The organism is Variovorax paradoxus (assembly GCF_022009635.1).
In the GTDB taxonomy this organism is placed as follows: domain Bacteria; phylum Pseudomonadota; class Gammaproteobacteria; order Burkholderiales; family Burkholderiaceae_C; genus Variovorax.
In genome coordinates, this window is record NZ_CP091716.1 from 2,265,203 (window position 1) to 2,283,099 (window position 17,897).

Below are 17,897 nucleotides of genomic sequence, written 5' to 3' on the forward strand. Positions count from 1 at the left end.
CGAGGATATCTTATATAAGACATAAGACGGGGCTTATTGAATCGGCTTAAAATGCTGCGGGTCTCGCGCTGCGGGAGGGTATTTCACCCCGCAGAACCCTGGCGCCCCACGAGAGCGCCGACACCGTTTTCATCACCTTCTGGAGTCTTCCCATGAGCAAAAAACCCGTCCGCGTTGCCGTCACCGGTGCCGCCGGCCAAATCGGTTACGCCCTGTTGTTCCGCATTGCTTCCGGCGAAATGCTCGGCAAAGACCAGCCGGTCATCCTGCAACTGCTCGAAATCCCCGACGAGAAGGCCCAGAAGGCACTCAAGGGCGTGATGATGGAACTCGACGACTGCGCGTTCCCGCTGCTGGCCGGCATGGAAGCCCACGGCGACCCGATGACCGCCTTCAAGGACGCCGACTACGCGCTGCTGGTCGGTTCGCGTCCTCGCGGCCCCGGCATGGAACGTGCCGAACTGCTGGCCGTCAACGGCGCCATCTTCACGGCACAGGGCAAGGCCCTGAACGCCGTCGCCAGCCGCAACGTCAAGGTGCTGGTGGTCGGCAACCCCGCCAACACCAACGCCTACATCGCGATGAAGAGCGCACCTGACCTGCCGCGCAAGAACTTCACCGCCATGCTGCGCCTGGACCACAACCGCGCCGCCAGCCAGATCGCCGCCAAGACCGGCAAGGCCGTGGCCGACATCGAAAAGCTCACCGTGTGGGGCAACCACTCGCCCACGATGTACGCCGACTACCGTTTCGCCACCATCAACGGCGAAAGCGTCGCCAAGATGATCAACGACCAGGAATGGAACGCCAACACCTTCCTGCCGACCGTCGGCAAGCGCGGCGCCGCCATCATCGAAGCACGCGGCCTGTCGTCGGCTGCCTCGGCCGCCAACGCCGCCATCGACCACATGCGCGACTGGGCCCTGGGCACCAACGGCAAGTGGGTCACCATGGGCATCCCGTCGGACGGCCAGTACGGCATTCCGAAGGACGTGATGTTCGGCTTCCCCGTCACCTGCGAAAACGGTGAGTACAAGCTGGTCGAAGGCCTCGAGATCGACGCATTCAGCCAGGAACGCATCAACAAGACGCTGGAAGAGCTCGAAGGCGAACGCGCCGGCGTTGCCCACCTGCTGTAAGCCACCCGCAGCATGCTCGACTGGAACCCCGCGCTCTATCGTCGCTACGAGGACGAGCGCACCCGGCCCGCGCAGGAACTCCTGGCGCGGGTGCCGCTGACCGAGGCGGCCCGCGTGGTCGACCTCGGTTGCGGCCCGGGCAATTCCACCGAGCTGCTGGTTCGCCGGTTCCCGAAGGCGCAAGTCACCGGGACCGACAACTCCGAAGCCATGCTGGCCAGCGCGCGCGAGCGCCTGCCGCAGGCCCGCTTCGAGTTGAGCGACATCGCGACCTGGGCGCCGCGTTCTCCGGAAGAAGCGCCCGACCTCATTTATGCCAATGCGTCGCTGCAGTGGGTGCCCGATCACGAAAAGCTGATCCCGCGCCTGTTCGACGCGCTGGCGCCGGGCGGCGTGCTCGCCGTCCAGATGCCCGACAACCGCCAGGAGTCCACGCACCGGCTGATGCGCGCCGTGGCCGCCGAAGCGCCGTGGGCCGAGCCCATCGGCGACGCCGACAGGCTTCGCACCCGGCTGCTCGACCTGGCCGGCTACTACGACCTGCTGGCACCGCGCGCCGCGCATGTCGACGTGTGGCACACCATCTACCAGCACCGCATGGCCGACGCTGCGTCCATCGTCGAATGGGTGCGCGGCACGGGGCTGAAGCCTTTTGTCGATCGCCTGGAGCCCGCATTGCAGGCCAGCTATCTCGCCGAATACGAACGCCGGGTGAACGAGGCCTATCCGGCCCGCACCGACGGCAAGAGGCTGCTCGCGTTCCCGCGCATGTTCATCGTCGCGCAGAAGGGCGGCAACGCATGACCGGCAAAGCCGTCCATCCCGCCGAAGTGCTGCTGGGCGCGCAGGCCGGCGCCGTGACGCTGCCCGTGTGCGACCACTACAGCGGCGTCGAGGCGCGCATGAAGAAGAGCCTCGCGCTCCAGGCCGAGATGGCCGAGGAGTTCGGCGCCTGCGTGTTCGACGTCACCCTCGATTGCGAAGACGGCGCCCCCGTGGGCGGCGAGGCGGAGCATGCCGCGCTCGTCACCGAACTCGCGCTGGCCGCCAGGCCCGGCATGCGCGTCGGCGTGCGCGTGCACCCGGTCGACCATCCGGCCTTTGACGGCGACGTGATCACCATTGCCGGACGCGCCGGTCATCGCCTGAGCCACCTGATGGTGCCCAAGGTCGAATCGGTGGCCGATGTGTTGCAGGCTGTTTCCGCGCTGGAGGCCGCCGATGCCGCCGAGTTGCCGCTGCACGTGCTCATCGAATCGCCGCTGGCGGTGCACAACGCCTTCGAAATCGCCGCGCACCCGCGCGTGCAGTCGCTGAGCTTCGGCCTGATGGATTTCGTCTCGGCCCACGCCGGCGCCATTCCCGCCGACGGCATGGGCGCGGCGGGGCAGTTCAGCCATCCGCTGGTGGTGCGGGCCAAGCTGGCCATCGCATCGGCCGCGCATGCCTATGGCAAGGTGCCATCGCACTGTGTGGTCACCGAGTTCAACGACACCGATGCCATGCGCACGGCGGCCCGCAAGGCGGCCACGGAATTCGGCTACACGCGCATGTGGAGCATCCACCCGAACCAGATCCGGCCCATCCTCGAGGCCTTTGCGCCGGACGAGGCGCAGATTCAAATTGCCACAAAAATCCTTGTAAAGGCGGCGGCCGCGGATTGGGCCCCGACACAAATTGATGGCACATTGCACGACCGCGCGAGCTACCGCCATTTCTGGCAGGTTCTGACACGTGCCCACGCAACAGGGCGCGCGTTGCCCCCCGAGGCGAAAGCCTGGTTTGCGCTCGCGGCCTCCTGAAACCACCCGTACCCAGCCTCAAGGAAACCCACACATGAAGAAAATCGCCCTGATTGCAGCTGTCGCACTGGCCCTGCCCCTGGCCGCGATGGCCCAGGACGCTGCCAAGCCGGCAGCCAAGCCCGCCGCCAAGGCAGCTTCGTCCAACACGGCAAAGGCCCCTGCCAAGAAGCACCAGGTCACCCGCAAGGCCGCCAAGGCCGTCGAGGAAGTCACGCCCGTCGCCACCGACACCGACGTGACGCTCTCCGAAGCCGACCTGGCCGTGGCCCAGCGCGTGTCGGTCGGCAAGGCCCAGTGCGAACTCGGCGCCGACGTGACCGTCACCGCCGACGACAAGAAGCCCGGCTTCTTCACCGTCAGCACCAAGGGCGCGAAGTACCGCATGCACCCGGTCGAAAGCCGCACTGGCGCCATCCGCCTCGAAGACCCGCGTGCCGGCGCCATGTGGCTCCAGCTCGGCAACAAGTCGATGCTGATGAACCAAAAGGCCGGCCTGCGCCTTGCCGACGAATGCCAGACCGAAGCCCAGGTCGCGTTCGCAGCAGAAATGAAGAAGAACCCACCGAAGGCGCTGTTCGACGGCGCTGACGGCGAAAAGAAGTAAGCGTACCGAGCGCGGGGTGCGGTGCGGCTCTTGCTTGACCGCTCCGCATTCCCGCAAGACCAGTTTCCGGAGAAAAGAAGATGTTGCAAGCCTACGTTGATCATGTTGCCGAACGCGCCGCGCTCGGTATTCCGCCGCTGCCCCTGAGCGCCAAGCAGACCTCTGAAGCGATCGAGCTCCTCAAGAGCGCGAATGCCAAGGACGGCGCCTTCCTGCTGGACCTGCTCACCTATCGCGTGCCCGCCGGCGTCGACGACGCGGCCAAGGTCAAGGCGAGCTACCTCGCGGCCGTGGCCCACGGCACCGAGAAGAGCGAGTTCATTTCGCGCGCCCGCGCGACCGAACTGCTCGGCACCATGCTCGGCGGCTACAACATCAGCCCCATGATCGACCTGCTGGACGACGCCGAAGTCGGCGCCGTGGCGGCGGAAGGCCTGAAGAAAACCCTGCTGATGTTCGACCAGTTCCACGACGTCAAGGAAAAGGCCGACAAGGGCAATGCCAACGCCAAGGGCGTGCTGCAGAGCTGGGCCGATGCCGAGTGGTTCACCAGCCGCCCCGAAGTGCCCGAGAGCATCACCGTCAGCATCTTCAAGGTGGCCGGCGAAATCAACACCGACGACCTGTCGCCCGCGCCCGACGCGACGACGCGTCCCGACATCCCGATGCACGCCCTGGCGATGCACAAGAACGCACGCCCCGGCATCGTTCCCGAAGAAGACGGCAAGCGCGGCCCGGTGAAGTTCATCGAAGACCTGCGCGCGCGCGGCCACCTGGTGGCCTACGCCGGCGACGTGGTCGGCACGGGTTCGTCGCGCAAGAGCGCCACCAACTCGGTGCTGTGGTTCACGGGCGAAGACATTCCCTTCGTGCCCAACAAGCGCTTCGGCGGCGTCTGCCTCGGCGGCAAGATCGCTCCCATCTTCTACAACACGATGGAAGACTCGGGCGCGCTGCCGATCGAACTCGACGTCACGCAGATGAACATGGGCGACGTGGTCGAGCTGCGTCCCTATGAAGGCAAGGCGCTGAAGGACGGCAAGGTCATCGCCGAATTTCAGGTCAAGAGCGACGTGCTGTTCGACGAAGTGCGCGCCGGCGGCCGCATTCCGCTGATCATCGGCCGTGGCCTGACCACCAAGGCACGCGAAGCGCTGGGCCTGCCCGTGTCGACGCTGTTCCGCCTGCCGCAGAGCCCTGTCGACACCAAGAAGGGTTTCTCGCTCGCGCAGAAGATGGTCGGCCGCGCCTGCGGCCTGCCCGAAGGCCAGGGCGTTCGCCCGGGCACGTACTGCGAACCCAAGATGACCTCGGTCGGCTCGCAGGACACCACCGGCCCGATGACGCGCGACGAGCTGAAGGACCTGGCCTGCCTGGGCTTCTCGGCCGACCTCGTCATGCAGTCGTTCTGCCACACGGCGGCCTACCCCAAGAAGGTCGACGTCAAGATGCACCACGAACTCCCCGAGTTCATGGCCAACCGCGGCGGCGTTTCGCTGCGTCCGGGCGACGGCGTGATCCACAGCTGGCTCAACCGCCTGCTGACGCCCGACACCGTGGGCACGGGCGGCGACAGCCACACCCGTTTCCCCATCGGCATCAGCTTTCCGGCCGGCTCCGGCCTCGTGGCCTTCGCGGCCGCCACCGGCGTGATGCCGCTGGACATGCCCGAGTCGGTGCTCGTGCGCTTCAAGGGCAAGATGCAGCCCGGCGTCACGCTGCGTGACCTGGTCAATGCGATTCCGCTGTACGCCATCAAGTCGGGCCTGCTGACGGTGGCCAAGCAAGGCAAGAAGAACATCTTCTCGGGCCGCATCCTCGAAATCGAAGGCCTGCCCGAACTGAAGGTGGAGCAAGCCTTCGAGCTGAGCGACGCCTCGGCCGAACGCTCGGCCGCCGGCTGCACGGTGCACCTGAACAAGGAACCGATCATCGAGTACATCAACAGCAACATCACGCTGATGAAGTGGATGATTGCCGAAGGCTACGCCGACGCCCGCACGCTGCAGCGCCGCATCGCCGCGCAGGAAGCCTGGCTCGCGAACCCGCAGCTGCTCAAGGGCGACGACGATGCCGACTACGCCGCCGTCATCGAGATCGACCTGGCCGAGATCCACGAGCCCATCGTGGCCTGCCCGAACGACCCTGACGACGTGAAGACGCTGAGCGACGTGGCCGGCGCCGCGATCGACGAAGTGTTCATCGGTTCGTGCATGACCAACATCGGCCACTTCCGCGCCGCGTCGAAGCTGCTCGAAGGCAAGCGCGACATTCCGGTCAAGCTGTGGATCGCTCCGCCGACCAAGATGGACGCGCAGCAGCTCACCGAAGAAGGCCACTACGGCGTGTTCGGCAATGCCGGTGCCCGCACCGAAATGCCGGGCTGCTCGCTGTGCATGGGCAACCAGGCACAGGTGCGCGAAGGCGCGACGGTCATGTCGACCAGCACCCGCAACTTCCCGAACCGCCTGGGCAAGAACACCAACGTGTACCTCGGCTCGGCCGAACTGGCCGCCATCTGCTCGCGCCTGGGCCGCATCCCGACGCGCGAGGAATACATGGCTGCTTCGGGCGTGCTCGAAGCCTCCAGCACGCAGATCTACCAGTACCTGAACTTCGACAAGATCGAAGACTACAAGGGCGTGGCGGACTCGGTCACGGCCTGATCTTCTCGGCCAGGCCCGAGCGCCAATGAGGAAAAGCCCCGCTGGTCGGGGCTTTTTCTTGCGCGCTCGTCTCCGACACGCGGCTTCGCCCTTTGCCGGCCCGCGCGACCGGTTACAAGCCTCAAGAATGGTGTCAATCCGCGCACGTCCGTCGCGGAAGGAGACGCACCATGCCGCTGGCGACACTGATCGGCCGATGGGCCATGAAGCCATTCTCGAAGGCGCTGCCGCCGCTCGGGGATACCGAGCGGGCCGCGCTCGAGGCCGGCACCGTCGGCTTCGAGGGCCGGCTGTTCGCGGGGCGTCCCGATTTCGACGTGCTCGCGGCCATGGGGCCGAACCAGCTCACCGAGCGCGAGCAGGCCTTTCTCGACAACGAAGTGCGCGCCCTGTGCCACATGCTGGACGACCACGCGATCGACCAGGCGCGCGACCTGCCGCCTGAGGTGTGGCGCTTTCTGCGTGAAAAGCGCTTCTTCGGAATGATCATTCCCGAGGAGTTCGGCGGCCTCGGCTTCAGCCACTTCGCGCACGCCACCGTGGTGACGCGCATCGCCACCATCAACACCGCCACGGCCGTCACGGTCATGGTGCCCAACTCGCTGGGGCCGGCCGAACTGCTGCTGCGCTACGGCACCGACGCGCAGAAAGACCACTACCTGCCGCGCCTGGCCGATGGCCGCGAGCTGCCGTGCTTCGGCCTGACCTCGCCTTATGCGGGCTCGGACGCGGCATCGATTCCCGATCGCGGCGTGGTGGTCGAGCGCGAGTTCGAGGGCCGCATGACGCGCGGCTTCCTGGTCGATTTCGACAAGCGCTACATCACCCTCGCGCCGGTGGCCACCGTGGTCGGCTTGGCCTTCCATGCCGTGGACGAGAGCCGGCCCGAGGGCCAGCGCGAGCTGGGTATCACCTGCGCGCTGATTCCCGTGCCGCATGAAGGCATGGAGATCGGCCGGCGCCATCGCCCCATGGACAGCGCCTTCATGAACGGCCCCATCCACGGGCGGCAAGTGTTCGTGCCGATGGACTGGATCATCGGCGGCGACAAGCAGGTCGGCCAGGGCTGGCGCATGCTGATGGAATGCCTGGCCGCGGGCCGCGCCATCTCGCTGCCCGCACTGGGCTCGGCCATGCAGCAGACAGCGCTATACGTGAGCAACGGCTACGGCCAGATCCGCGAGCAGTTCGGCATGCCGGTCGGCAAGTTCCACGCGGTGGCGGGGCTGGTGGCGCAGATGTCGGCCGAGCTGTATGCGACCGACGCGGCGCGGCGCTTCACCGCCGCTGCGCTCGACAAGGGCGAGCGGCCCAGCGTGGCCAGCGCCATTCTCAAGGTGCAGCTGACCGAGGCGGGGCGACGTGCCGTGAACCACGGCATGGACATCCTGGGCGGCAAGGGCATCATCTACGGCCCCTCGAACCTGCTCGGCGTGGCCTACCGGCAGGCGCCGATCGCGATCACGGTGGAAGGCGCGAACATCCTCACGCGCGCGCTCATCGTGTTCGGGCAGGGCGCGGTGCGTTGCCATCCGCATGTGCTCGACGAAATGGCGGCCGTGCAAGCGGGCGACGAAACCGCGCTCGGCAAGGCGCTGATGGCGCACGGCAGGCACGTGGCCACCAACCTGTGGCACAGCCTGTTCGGCGCGCCGGTGCTGGGCGAGCCGCCCGAAGACCTACTGCCGGAGGCGCGGCTGGTGGCGCGCATGAGCGCCAAGTACGCGCTCACGGCCGATCTCGCGATGGGCATGCTCGGCGGCAAGCTCAAGCGCATGGAACTGCTGTCGGCGCGGCTCGGCGATGTGCTCGCCCACCTGTATCTGGCCAGCGCGAGCATCTGGCGCTACCGCGTCGACGGCGCGCCCGAGCTGCTGCCGTTCGCGCAGGCCGCGATCCGGCTGCAACTCGACGAGGCCGGCAAGATCCTGCGCGACCTGTACGCCAACCTGCCGACGGCTGGCCGGCGCGTGATCGGGGCGCTGGTGCTGCGCCGCACCGCGCATCTGGCGCCGCTGCGCGATGTGCAGCTGATCGAGTTGGCGGAGTTGCTGCGCAAGAACCCGCGCATCGTCGAGCGCCTCGCGCCCGACCTCAGCGAGCCTGCGGCCGGCGGCCTGCGCGACCTGATGCATGCGATGGAGCTTTCGGCGCAGCTCGGCGACACCACGGCCGCGCTCAACAAGGTGCTGCGCCGCACGAATTCGCTGGAGGAGGCGGCCAGCTCGGCGCTCGACCCCGAGCTTGCGCTGGCTTACCTGAAGGCGGCCGACAAGGTCATCCAGGTGGACGACTTCAAGGGCCCGCCGCGCGGCGCGGACGGCAAGGCCGACCTCAACCCGCCTGCTGCGGCGTCGACTGCGCCAGTTGCGCCGCCAGTGCAGCCAGCGCCGCCGCCGTCTGTTCGTCCGCCGGAAAGAACGATTCCACCGCGAGTTCCTGCAATGTGACGTCGACCGGCGTGCCGAAGATCGTGATGGTGCTGATGAAGCTCAGCACGCCGCTCGGCATGACCACCTGGAATGGCACGGCCACCGCCGACAGCGCGGTGTCGAGCACCGGCGCGTCGTGGCTCACGGCAGGCGCGGGGTAGGCCGCGAGTTCGTCGTGCAGCGATTGCAGCACCGCGTCGCCGGTGGCCGCGATCTGCTGCTGCAGTCGTTCGAGCAGATGGGTGCGCCACTGCGCCAGGTTCGCGATGCGCGGGGCCACGCCGTCGGGGTGCAGGCTCAGGCGCAGCACGTTGATGGGCGGCTTCAGCAGTTCGCCCGAGTTCGACACCAACCGCGCTAAGTGCTTGATTTGTATGGGCCAAGACTCTCGGCTGCCACTACAGCAGGCTCAATTGGGTGTCTTGCTGGGGTTTTTTGATCTTCAGTGCGGCCAGCACATCGGTCTGGCGTTGGACGATGGAAGAGACGCCCGCAATGGGCGCGGCATTGTTGATGCTCACACGGTGGCGCTGAATTCGCCGCAAGTCCGCCAGGGCAGCCTCCGGTGACAAATCGCTGCCACTCATCTTCAGGCGCTGGCGCATCACGCGGTACAGGATCAGGGCCAGCATGCAAATGCTCGCATGCGCCTTGATGCGCTCGGGCAGGCGGTGGAACACCGGCGCAATCTCGATCTCCGACTTCAGCACCCGAAATCCCCGTTCGATGTCTGCCAGTGCCTTGTAGCGCTGCACCACCTCTTTGGGTGTCAAGTCCGCCACGTTGGTCACCAGCAGCAGCTTGCCATCCATCGCCTGGGCGCGGGCCAGAGCTGCCTGGTCGATGTCATACGTGAACAGATCGGCATGCAAATCGACCTTGATGATGCGCTTGAGGTGCGCCTCGCTCACCTCATGGAAGAAGCGTGCCGTCACACCCGCATCAGACAGCTTTCTACCCCGGTGTGCCTTGCCTGCATCTTGCGAATCGAGCTTGCCCACCAGCTGGTCGGCGCGCTGGCGCAATTGGTCAATGCGCGCCTGACGACTGGCAGTCTGCTCGGCCGCCTGCTGCGGGTTATGGGCCGCCACCAGACGAAGACCCTGCCATTGCGCCTCATCGATAGTCTCTTCTGTCGTTTCTTGCTCTGATGCGCGGGCTCGGGCTCGGGCGTTGATCGGCTCCAGTATGTCTGCGAACTCGCCATAGCGCCGCCCCGGCACTGCCAGGATGAACTCCAGCGCTTGATCGGTTGATCCGCTGGCCCCACCCGACAAGCGCAACTCGGACAAGGCCTCTATGTTGTCCAGCGAAAGCAGCCCACGGTCAGCCACCACCACCAGGCGGCGGATGTGCGGGTAACGCGCCATCACCTTCTTCAAGGTCGGCTCCAACGTCGGTGCCTCGGCTGTGTTGCCCGCAAACACCTCGTGATAGATAGGCATGCCGTCGGCTGTTTGCACCACGCCGAGCATGAATTGGCGCACCACCATGCCTTCCTTGGACATCCCATAGCGGCGCACGTCACCCTCTTGCTGGCTCAGTCCTTGGGCGCGGATGGTGGTCAGGTCGTAGAACACCACCGACAGATCCTCATCAATCAGCGGGCGCAAAGGCCCGCCACGCATTCATCCACCGCGTCCTGGTGGTCCATGAGCGCATCCATGCTGCGCAGCAGTTGCTGGTGGGTGAGTGCCTCTGCATCGATACCCGGCATGCTGACGGTTTGCAGCCAGCGCAGCACCCCGAGCTTGGAGTCGGGGTCGCACAGCCGGTTAAAGACCATCACCCGCAGGGCATGCTCGATGGGGTTGGTAAAGCGTGCGCGGCGAAAGACAGCAGCCAAGCCATCGAAACCCAACTCGTGCCAGAGTTGATCCAGCGCCCAGACATCGCCCAGGGCCAGTGCGGATTCAAAACGCACCTGGGGAACGGATGTCTCACTCAGTGAGCGACCCTTGGCGCGAAGCAGACCGCCCAGCAGTGAGTCGACTTGTCCATCTGTTTCGTCCACCCGCCCGATGGTGGCCAGCGTGCGCTGGCGGGGTTTGCCGTGTTCGTCTCGGAAGGACTCCACCAACTGGGCGTAGGTGTGGCCGCCTGAGCGGGTGAGCTTGATGAACATAGAAGAAGTGTAGCAAAAAAATACGGGCAATTGCCAACACATCAGCAATAAAACATTGCCACTACATAAAAATCAAAACGCCTCAGCTAAGTGCTTGATTCATATGGCACCGGTCCGCGAAAACATCGGAAAACGGCGGTTTGGTGTCGAACTCGGGAGTTCGGGCGCGGCGCCTTCCATCAGGAGCGGCACCAGCGCGTTGTGCGCGACCAGGTTCCAGTGACGGTCCACGGCCAGCGCCGGAAAGGGCTCGTGCCCCTTCAGCACCAGGTCGATGGCGCGGCGCGCGGAGGCCATGGCCGGGTCGTCGAGCGAGCGCTGCCGGTACATCGGCGCGAAGCCCGCCGCCACCAGCAGCGCATTGCGCTCGCGCAGCGGCACTTCCAGCCGTTCGGCCAGCCGCAGCACCATCTCGCGGCTGGGGGCTGCGCGGCCGGTTTCCACATAGCTCAGGTGGCGGGTCGAGACCTCGGCCTCCTGCGCCAGGTCGAGCTGGCTCAGGCGGCGGTGGGTGCGCCAGTGCCGCAGGTGGACACCGAACGGGTCACGTGCGCCGGGTCGGTCGGCCTTGGACGAATGGGAGCGGAGGGTGTTCATGGAGCCGCATTCTGGCGCGGCGGCGGCGCGGCGCCATGACCTCGGAGGTCATCGACGCGATGCAGCGCCGCCGGAATCATTGGCGCCGTACCACCCCGGTACTACACCAAGGAGAACCGAATGTCCGTCTTCGCATCCCCTCGTTTCCTGCCCCGCGTGATGTGGGCCGATGCCGCCTCGTGCGCCGCGACCGGCGCGCTGCAGGTGGCCTTCACCGACGCGCTGGCGCGGCTGACCGGCCTGCCGGCGCCGCTGCTCTTGGGCACTGGCGTCTTCCTGCTGGCGTATGCGGCGATGGCCGCCTTCATGGCCGGCCGCCGCACGCCGCCGCGCGGGTTGATCGGCCTTGTCGTCGTGGGCAATTTCGGCTGGGCCGCGGCCTGCATCGCGCTGCTGGTGAGCGGCATGTTCGCGGTCACTGCGCTGGGCATGGCATGGGCGCTGGCGCAGGCGGCTTGCGTGGTCGTGCTGGCCGAGCTGCAATGGACCGGCCTGCGCCGCACGCGTGGCAGTGCGCGAATGGCCATGGCCTGAAAGACCGTGCTGCTCATTCGGAAAAACGGGGGCGAGCCGAGTCCCCCGACTACAGCGATTGACATTGATCCCTGCTATCTTTGAGAGGCTTCCACGAACAAACAGGAGTCCCTCTATGGCCAAAGCACCGGCGCATGCCTTTGCGTCCACCCTCAAGACCTTCAAGACAGCATCGGGCAAGTCCGGCAAGTACTGGTCCCTGAAGGAGCTGGCCAAGCAATACCCGACCGTCGACAGGCTGCCGGTTTCCATTCGCATCGTGCTCGAATCGGTGCTGCGCAATTGCGACGGGCAGAAGGTTTCGGCCAAGCACGTCGAAGAGCTGGCGCACTGGGCGCCCAACGCGGAGCGCACCGACGAGATTCCGTTCGTCGTCACCCGCGTGGTGCTGCAGGACTTCACCGGCGTGCCGCTGCTGGCCGACCTGGCCGCCATGCGCAGCGTGGCCGCCAAGCTGGGCAAGTCGCCCAAGACCATCGAGCCGCTGGTGCCCGTCGACCTGGTGGTCGATCACTCGGTGATGGTCGACTACTACGGCACGCCCAAGGCGCTCGACCTGAACATGAAGCTGGAGTTCCAGCGCAACAACGAGCGCTACCAGTTCATGAAGTGGGGCATGCAGGCCTTCGATACCTTCCGCGTGGTGCCGCCGGGCTTCGGCATCGTGCACCAAGTGAATCTCGAGTACTTCGCGCGCGGCGTCTACCAGAGCCCGTACGACAAGGGCGACAAGCCCACTTACTACCCCGACTCGCTGGTCGGCACCGACAGCCACACCACCATGATCAACGGCATCGGCGTGGTCGGCTGGGGCGTGGGCGGCATCGAGGCCGAGGCCGCCATGCTGGGCCAGCCGGTCTACATGCTCACGCCCGACGTGGTGGGCTTCGAACTCACCGGCAAGCTGCGCGAAGGCGTCACGGCCACCGACCTGGTGCTGTACGTCACGGCCATCCTGCGCGCCGAGAAGGTGGTGGGCAAGTTCGTCGAATTCTTCGGTCCCGGCGCCGCATCCATCGCCGTGCCCGACCGCGCGACCATCGGCAACATGGCGCCCGAGTACGGCGCGACCATGGGCTTCTTCCCGGTCGACGAAATGACCGTGGCCTATTTCGAAGGCACCGGCCGCACCAAGGAAGAGGTCGAGCGCTTCGAGGCCTACTACAAGGCGCAGGGCCTGTTCGGCATGCCCGCGCCTGGCGACATCGACTACACCAAGGTCGTGCGCCTGGACCTCGGCACCGTGTCGCCCAGCCTGGCCGGACCGAAGCGCCCGCAGGACCGCATCGACCTGGGCCACCTGGCCACCAAGTTCTCGGAGCTGTACAGCAAGCCCAACGATGCCAACGGCTTCAACCAGCCGGCCGACAAGCTCAAGCTGCGCTACCCGCTGGCCGCGGCCGGCAAGAGCGGCGACGACGAAGCCGCGCCGCCGCCCGCCGGCGCGCCGCTCGACGTGGTCGAGATGGTGGCCAACCGCTCCACCAAGGCGGCAGCGCACGTGAGCGCCACCGCGCCGTCGGCGCCCAAGGGCCAGGTGACCATCGGCAACGGCGACGTGCTGATCGCTGCCATCACCTCGTGCACCAACACCTCGAACCCGAGCGTGATGCTCGCTGCCGGCCTGCTGGCCAAGAAGGCGGTGGAAGCCGGCCTCACGGTCAAGCCGCACGTCAAGACCTCGCTGGCTCCCGGCTCGCGCATCGTGACCGAATACCTCGAGAAGGCCGGGCTGCTGCCGTACCTGGAGAAGCTGGGCTTCTACCTCGCGGGCTACGGCTGCACGACTTGCATCGGCAACGCCGGCGACCTCACGCCCGAGATCAACGAAGCCATCACCAAGAACGACCTGATCGGCGCGGCCGTGCTCTCGGGCAACCGCAACTTCGAGGCGCGCATCCACCCGAACCTGAAGGCCAACTTCCTGGCCTCGCCGCCGCTGGTGGTGGCCTTCGCCATTGCCGGCAACGTGATGACCGACCTGATGACCGAGCCCGTGGGCAAGGGCAAGGGCGGCAAGGACGTGTACCTGGGCGACATCTGGCCGACGCCGAAGGAAATCGACGACAACCTGCGCTACGCGATGAACGCCAAGTCGTTCCGCGCGAACTACGACAAGGTCAAGACCGATCCGGGCAAGTTCTGGACGAGCATCAAGGGCACCAACGGCCAGGTCTACGACTGGCCCAAGTCGACCTACATTGCCGAGCCGCCGTTCTTCGAGGGCTTCAAGATGAAGCCGCACGCGTCGGACGCGGGCTTCAAGGGCGCGCGCATCATGGCGCTGTTCGGCGACTCGATCACCACCGACCACATCTCGCCGGCCGGCTCCATCAAGGAAAGCTCGCCCGCGGGCATCTGGCTCAAGGCGAACGGCGTGGCCAAGGCCGACTTCAACAGCTACGGCTCGCGCCGCGGCAACCATGACGTGATGATGCGCGGCACCTTCGCCAACGTGCGCATCAAGAACCTCATGATTCCGCCGGACGCCAACGGCACGCAGGAAGAGGGCGGCGTCACGCTGTTCCAGCCCGGCAACGAGAAGATGTTCATCTACGACGCCGCCATGAAGTACATGGAAGCGGGCGTGCCGACGGTGGTGTTCGGCGGCGAAGAGTACGGCACCGGTTCTTCCCGCGACTGGGCCGCCAAGGGCACGCAGCTGCTGGGCATCAAGGCCGTGGTGGCGCGCAGCTTCGAGCGTATCCACCGCGCCAACCTGGTCGGCATGGGCGTGCTGCCGCTGCAGTTCCGCGGCGCCGATTCGTGGCAGACGCTGGGCCTCACGGGCGACGAGAAGATCGACGTGGTGATCGGCAGCGAGCTGAAGCCGCAGATGGACGTGAAGCTGGTGGTGCACCGCCCCGACGGCACGCATCAGGAGGTGACGGTGCGCCTGCGCATCGACACGCCGATCGAGGTCGACTACTACAAGCACGGCGGCATCCTGCCGTTCGTGCTGCGCCAGCTGCTGGCGGCCTGATCGTTGGCTGCGCCGGCCTACTTGCCGGCGGCGTCGAGCCGCCGCGCAAGCTGGTCGAGCACGGGGCGGATCTTCTCGCCCATGCTGATCTGCGGGTTCGAGAAGCCGTCGTCCTTGCCGGCGTCGATTTCGCGCTGCCTGATCAACGGCACGGCAGCCGCGAAGGCGGCCTCGAAGGAACGGGTCTTGCGCAGTTCCTCGTTGAACATCGCGCGGCCGAAGAAGGTCAGCTCGGACAGGCGGCCGCATCCGTACGAGGTGTGCGTGGCGTCGGCGGCGGTCATCACCAGCGTGTCGTCGTTGGCCAGCGGCTCGATCCATCCCCCCGAATAGCAGGCCGAGACCGCGACCACCCGGTGGCGGATGCCGGCCTTGTCGAGCGCCTCGCGCAGTTCTTCCGGCGTGAGCCAGGGCACGCTGAGCGGCCAGTGCGCGGCGGCCAGCTTGTGGTCGCGCGCGCCGTGCGAGGTGAGATAGACCACCAGCACGTCGTTCTCGCGGTCCATGCGCTCGGCCAGCGCGGCGATGGCGCGCTCCAGGTTGAGCGGTGTGGCCCAGGGCAGCGTCTCGGCGGTGGTCGCGTGGTTCATGAGGTGGATCACGCGGCCCTTGGCGTCGAAGCGCTCTTCCAGCAGCGCGGCGACCATGCGGCTTTCACGCAGGAACACGTCTTCCGACGCGTAGGGCGCGAACACCAGACCGTAGACATTGGCCTGTCCGGGCGTGCCGGCGGCAAGGGTCTCGACCGTGTGGTCCCACAGCGCCTGCTGTTCCTCGAAAAGCTCCTGCGTCAGGCGCATGCGCGGACGCTCGGGTTCGGAGGACGCGCTGGCATCGGCCTGCCAGACGCGCTCTTGTGTGTAGAGCGACTGCCAGAAAGTCAGCGCAAGCATGGCCGTGAACGCCGGTACGAAGATCGCGAGCCGCCAGCGCGCACCGGCTTCGCGCGCGGTGAAGCGCGCGAGCGCCAGCACGATCCACGCGCAGCCCAGTCCGAAGGCGATCCAGTAGCCGGGCGAGCCGGCGAGCGTTGCCGGCAGCCAGCCGCGCGTATAGCCCAGGGCCAGCAGGCTGAGCGCCAGATTGGCCGGAAGCATCGCCCAGGTGGCCAGCACGAACCAGCGCGCCAGCCCGTTGTTGCCGGCCCGGCCGGACAGCGCGAACCAGCCCAGCCAGGCAAGCACGCCCAGCGACCAGAGAGTGTTCAGGTTGACGGTGGCGTAGAGCCGCGCCGGGCCGTCGATCTCCAGGCGCGCCAGGCCGGTCCATGCGAGTTCGGGCAGCAGCACGAGCAGCAGCAACTGCCAGGGCGCGGGCCGCGCGTCGACGCGCGGATCGAGCAGCGCGGAAGCGCGCAGGCCGCCGGCAATCCAGCGCAGCAGGCCCGCGCGCGGCTGCGGCGGCGTGGAAGCGGGTAGCTCTTCGGCGCTCTCGAGAGGCGTCGGCGGTGCGATGATGTCTTCGGGCATGGCGCCGATCATGCCTTTGCGTTCCGTGCTTTTCGCGGGCCTTCCGGCCCACCCGGGTTAGCCTCGATAACTTTCTTCTTCCCATGATCCGCATCGGTCTCGTCTCCGACACGCACGGCCTGTTGAGGCCGGAAGCGCTCGCGTTCCTGAAGGGCAGCGATGCCATCGTGCATGGCGGCGACATCGGCAATCCGGGCGTCCTCGATGCGCTGCGCGAGCTGGCGCCGCTGACGGTGGTGCGCGGCAACAACGACAGCGAAGCCTGGGCCGACGGCATCGCGGAAACCGAAGTCGTCGAGTTCGGCGGCGTGCGGCTTTATGCGATCCACGATCTTTCGCAGCTCGGCATCGATCCGGCGGCGGCCGGTGTGCGCGTGGTCGTCTCGGGCCACTCGCACAAGCCGAAGGTCGAGGAGCGGGGTGGTGTGCTGTACGTCAACCCGGGCAGCGCGGGCCCGCGCCGCTTCAAGCTGCCCATTGCCGTGGCCGAGTTGCGCATCGAAGGCGGCGAGGTCACCGCCCGCGTCCACGAAATCAGCGTCTGACACAGAGCTTTAATTACCATTTGGTAATCAAAAGCCCTCAAATGAGAATGGCTCTTATTTGATGGGTTATGCTCGTTGGCTCCTCCGTGGAGCCAACGTCGCACGTTGCTGATCTGCCGGCTCCGGGGGCTTTCTACGCCCTGAATCCAGAAGCCGATGCTCATTCCTTTTCTCATCATGCTGCGCGAAGGCATCGAAGCCGCGCTGATCGTCGGCATCGTTGCCAGCTACCTCAAGCAAAGCGGGCGCGGCGCGCTGATGCCCGCGGTGTGGGTCGGCGTGCTGCTGGCCGCCGCGCTCTCGCTGTTCGCGGGCGCGGGCCTGCAACTGCTCGCGGCCGAATTTCCGCAGAAGCAGCAGGAGCTGTTCGAAGGCGTGGTCGGGCTCATCGCGGTCGTCATGCTGACGTCGATGGTGTTCTGGATGCGCAAGGCGGCGCGCTCGATCAAGGGCGAGCTGCAGGCCTCCATCGACAGCGCGCTCGCCAAGGGCGCCGACGGCCAGGGCTGGGCGCTGATCGGCATGGTGTTTCTCGCGGTGGCGCGCGAAGGGTTGGAGTCGGTGTTCTTCCTGCTGGCTGTGTTCCAGCAGAGCAGCGGCTGGGAAGCGCCGGTCGGCGCGCTGGCCGGCATCGCGGTGTCGGTGGTGATCGGCTGGGGTCTTTATTCGGGCGGCGTGCGGCTCGATCTGCGCCGCTTCTTCCGTTTCACCGGCCTGTTCATCCTGCTGGTGGCCGCGGGCCTGCTGGCCGGCGTGTTGCGCAAGCTGCATGAAGGCGGCGTGTGGAACCACCTGCAGACGGTGGTGTTCGACATGAGCGACACGCTGCCGATGGACAGCCCCGTGGGCGCCGTGCTCTCCGGCCTGCTGGGCTACCAGGCCGCGCCCGTGGTGGGCGAGGTCATCGTCTACCTGGCCTTCCTGGCCGTGGCCCTGTTCTTCTTTTTGCGTTCGGCCCCCGCGCCGGCGCCACGCGCGGCCGCTGCCCGCTGAAACCT

The 17,897-nt window shown here is 66.7% G+C and carries 11 protein-coding genes and 3 pseudogenes; 10 read left to right on the top strand and 4 right to left on the bottom strand.

The genetic code is table 11. The features are described from left to right. Positions 1–152 precede the first annotated feature (152 nt). From L3V85_RS10550 to L3V85_RS10575, 6 genes are all read left to right on the top strand, one after another. Complete coding sequence (locus L3V85_RS10550) at positions 153–1,139, top strand: malate dehydrogenase (RefSeq protein ID WP_042578072.1); 987 nt, start codon at positions 153–155, stop codon at positions 1,137–1,139. Between the two features lie 12 nt (positions 1,140–1,151). After that, on the top strand, positions 1,152–1,943 hold the full coding sequence (gene tam, locus L3V85_RS10555) for a trans-aconitate 2-methyltransferase (RefSeq protein WP_237679249.1): 792 nt from the start codon (positions 1,152–1,154) through the stop codon (positions 1,941–1,943). Beyond that, on the top strand, positions 1,940–2,941 hold the full coding sequence (locus tag L3V85_RS10560) for an HpcH/HpaI aldolase/citrate lyase family protein (protein ID WP_237679250.1): 1,002 nt from the start codon (positions 1,940–1,942) through the stop codon (positions 2,939–2,941). The genes tam and L3V85_RS10560 overlap by 4 nt, the downstream gene beginning before the upstream one ends. A gap of 34 nt (positions 2,942–2,975) precedes the next feature. After that, entirely contained in the window at positions 2,976–3,548 is a 573-nt protein-coding gene (locus L3V85_RS10565; protein ID WP_237679251.1) for a hypothetical protein, read from the top strand. A gap of 80 nt (positions 3,549–3,628) precedes the next feature. Further along, positions 3,629–6,214 carry a bifunctional aconitate hydratase 2/2-methylisocitrate dehydratase gene (locus tag L3V85_RS10570; protein ID WP_237679252.1) on the top strand — a complete coding sequence of 862 codons (2,586 nt, stop codon included), beginning with the start codon at positions 3,629–3,631 and terminating at the stop codon, positions 6,212–6,214. A gap of 170 nt (positions 6,215–6,384) precedes the next feature. After that, positions 6,385–8,664: an acyl-CoA dehydrogenase gene (locus tag L3V85_RS10575; RefSeq protein ID WP_237679253.1), complete on the top strand. Its 2,280-nt coding sequence runs from the start codon at positions 6,385–6,387 to the stop codon at positions 8,662–8,664. On the opposite strand, the pseudogene L3V85_RS10580 reads toward L3V85_RS10575, so the two are convergent. From L3V85_RS10580 to L3V85_RS10590, 3 pseudogenes are all read right to left on the bottom strand, one after another. Beyond that, positions 8,549–8,977: pseudogene (locus tag L3V85_RS10580) on the bottom strand (transcriptional regulator); the annotation flags it as partial. The gene L3V85_RS10575 and the pseudogene L3V85_RS10580 overlap by 116 nt on opposite strands. 67 nt (positions 8,978–9,044) lie before the next feature. Continuing rightward, positions 9,045–10,771, bottom strand: a pseudogene (locus L3V85_RS10585) (IS1634 family transposase). A gap of 156 nt (positions 10,772–10,927) precedes the next feature. Then, positions 10,928–11,368, bottom strand: a pseudogene (locus tag L3V85_RS10590) (helix-turn-helix domain-containing protein); the annotation flags it as partial. Positions 11,369–11,488: 120 nt separating this feature from the next. On the opposite strand from L3V85_RS10590, the gene L3V85_RS10595 reads away from it, so the two are divergent. After that, on the top strand, positions 11,489–11,902 hold the full coding sequence (locus L3V85_RS10595; protein WP_237679254.1) for a hypothetical protein: 414 nt from the start codon (positions 11,489–11,491) through the stop codon (positions 11,900–11,902). A 115-nt stretch (positions 11,903–12,017) separates the two neighbouring features. Next, the gene (locus L3V85_RS10600; RefSeq protein WP_237679255.1) at positions 12,018–14,885 is read left to right on the top strand and encodes an aconitate hydratase; all 2,868 of its coding nucleotides are present in this window, start codon (positions 12,018–12,020) and stop codon (positions 14,883–14,885) included. Between the two features lie 17 nt (positions 14,886–14,902). Here L3V85_RS10600 and L3V85_RS10605 read toward each other — a convergent pair whose 3' ends face one another. Further along, positions 14,903–16,366 carry a C13 family peptidase gene (locus L3V85_RS10605; protein WP_237679256.1) on the bottom strand — a complete coding sequence of 488 codons (1,464 nt, stop codon included), beginning with the start codon at positions 16,364–16,366 and terminating at the stop codon, positions 14,903–14,905. Between the two features lie 71 nt (positions 16,367–16,437). Here L3V85_RS10605 and L3V85_RS10610 point away from each other — a divergent pair, with 71 nt between their 5' ends. Continuing rightward, positions 16,438–16,899 carry a metallophosphoesterase family protein gene (locus tag L3V85_RS10610; RefSeq protein WP_237679257.1) on the top strand — a complete coding sequence of 154 codons (462 nt, stop codon included), beginning with the start codon at positions 16,438–16,440 and terminating at the stop codon, positions 16,897–16,899. 156 nt (positions 16,900–17,055) lie between these two features. Beyond that, positions 17,056–17,892, top strand: a complete 837-nt coding sequence (gene efeU / locus L3V85_RS10615; RefSeq protein WP_237679258.1) for an iron uptake transporter permease EfeU — start codon at positions 17,056–17,058, stop codon at positions 17,890–17,892. Positions 17,893–17,897 lie beyond the last annotated feature (5 nt).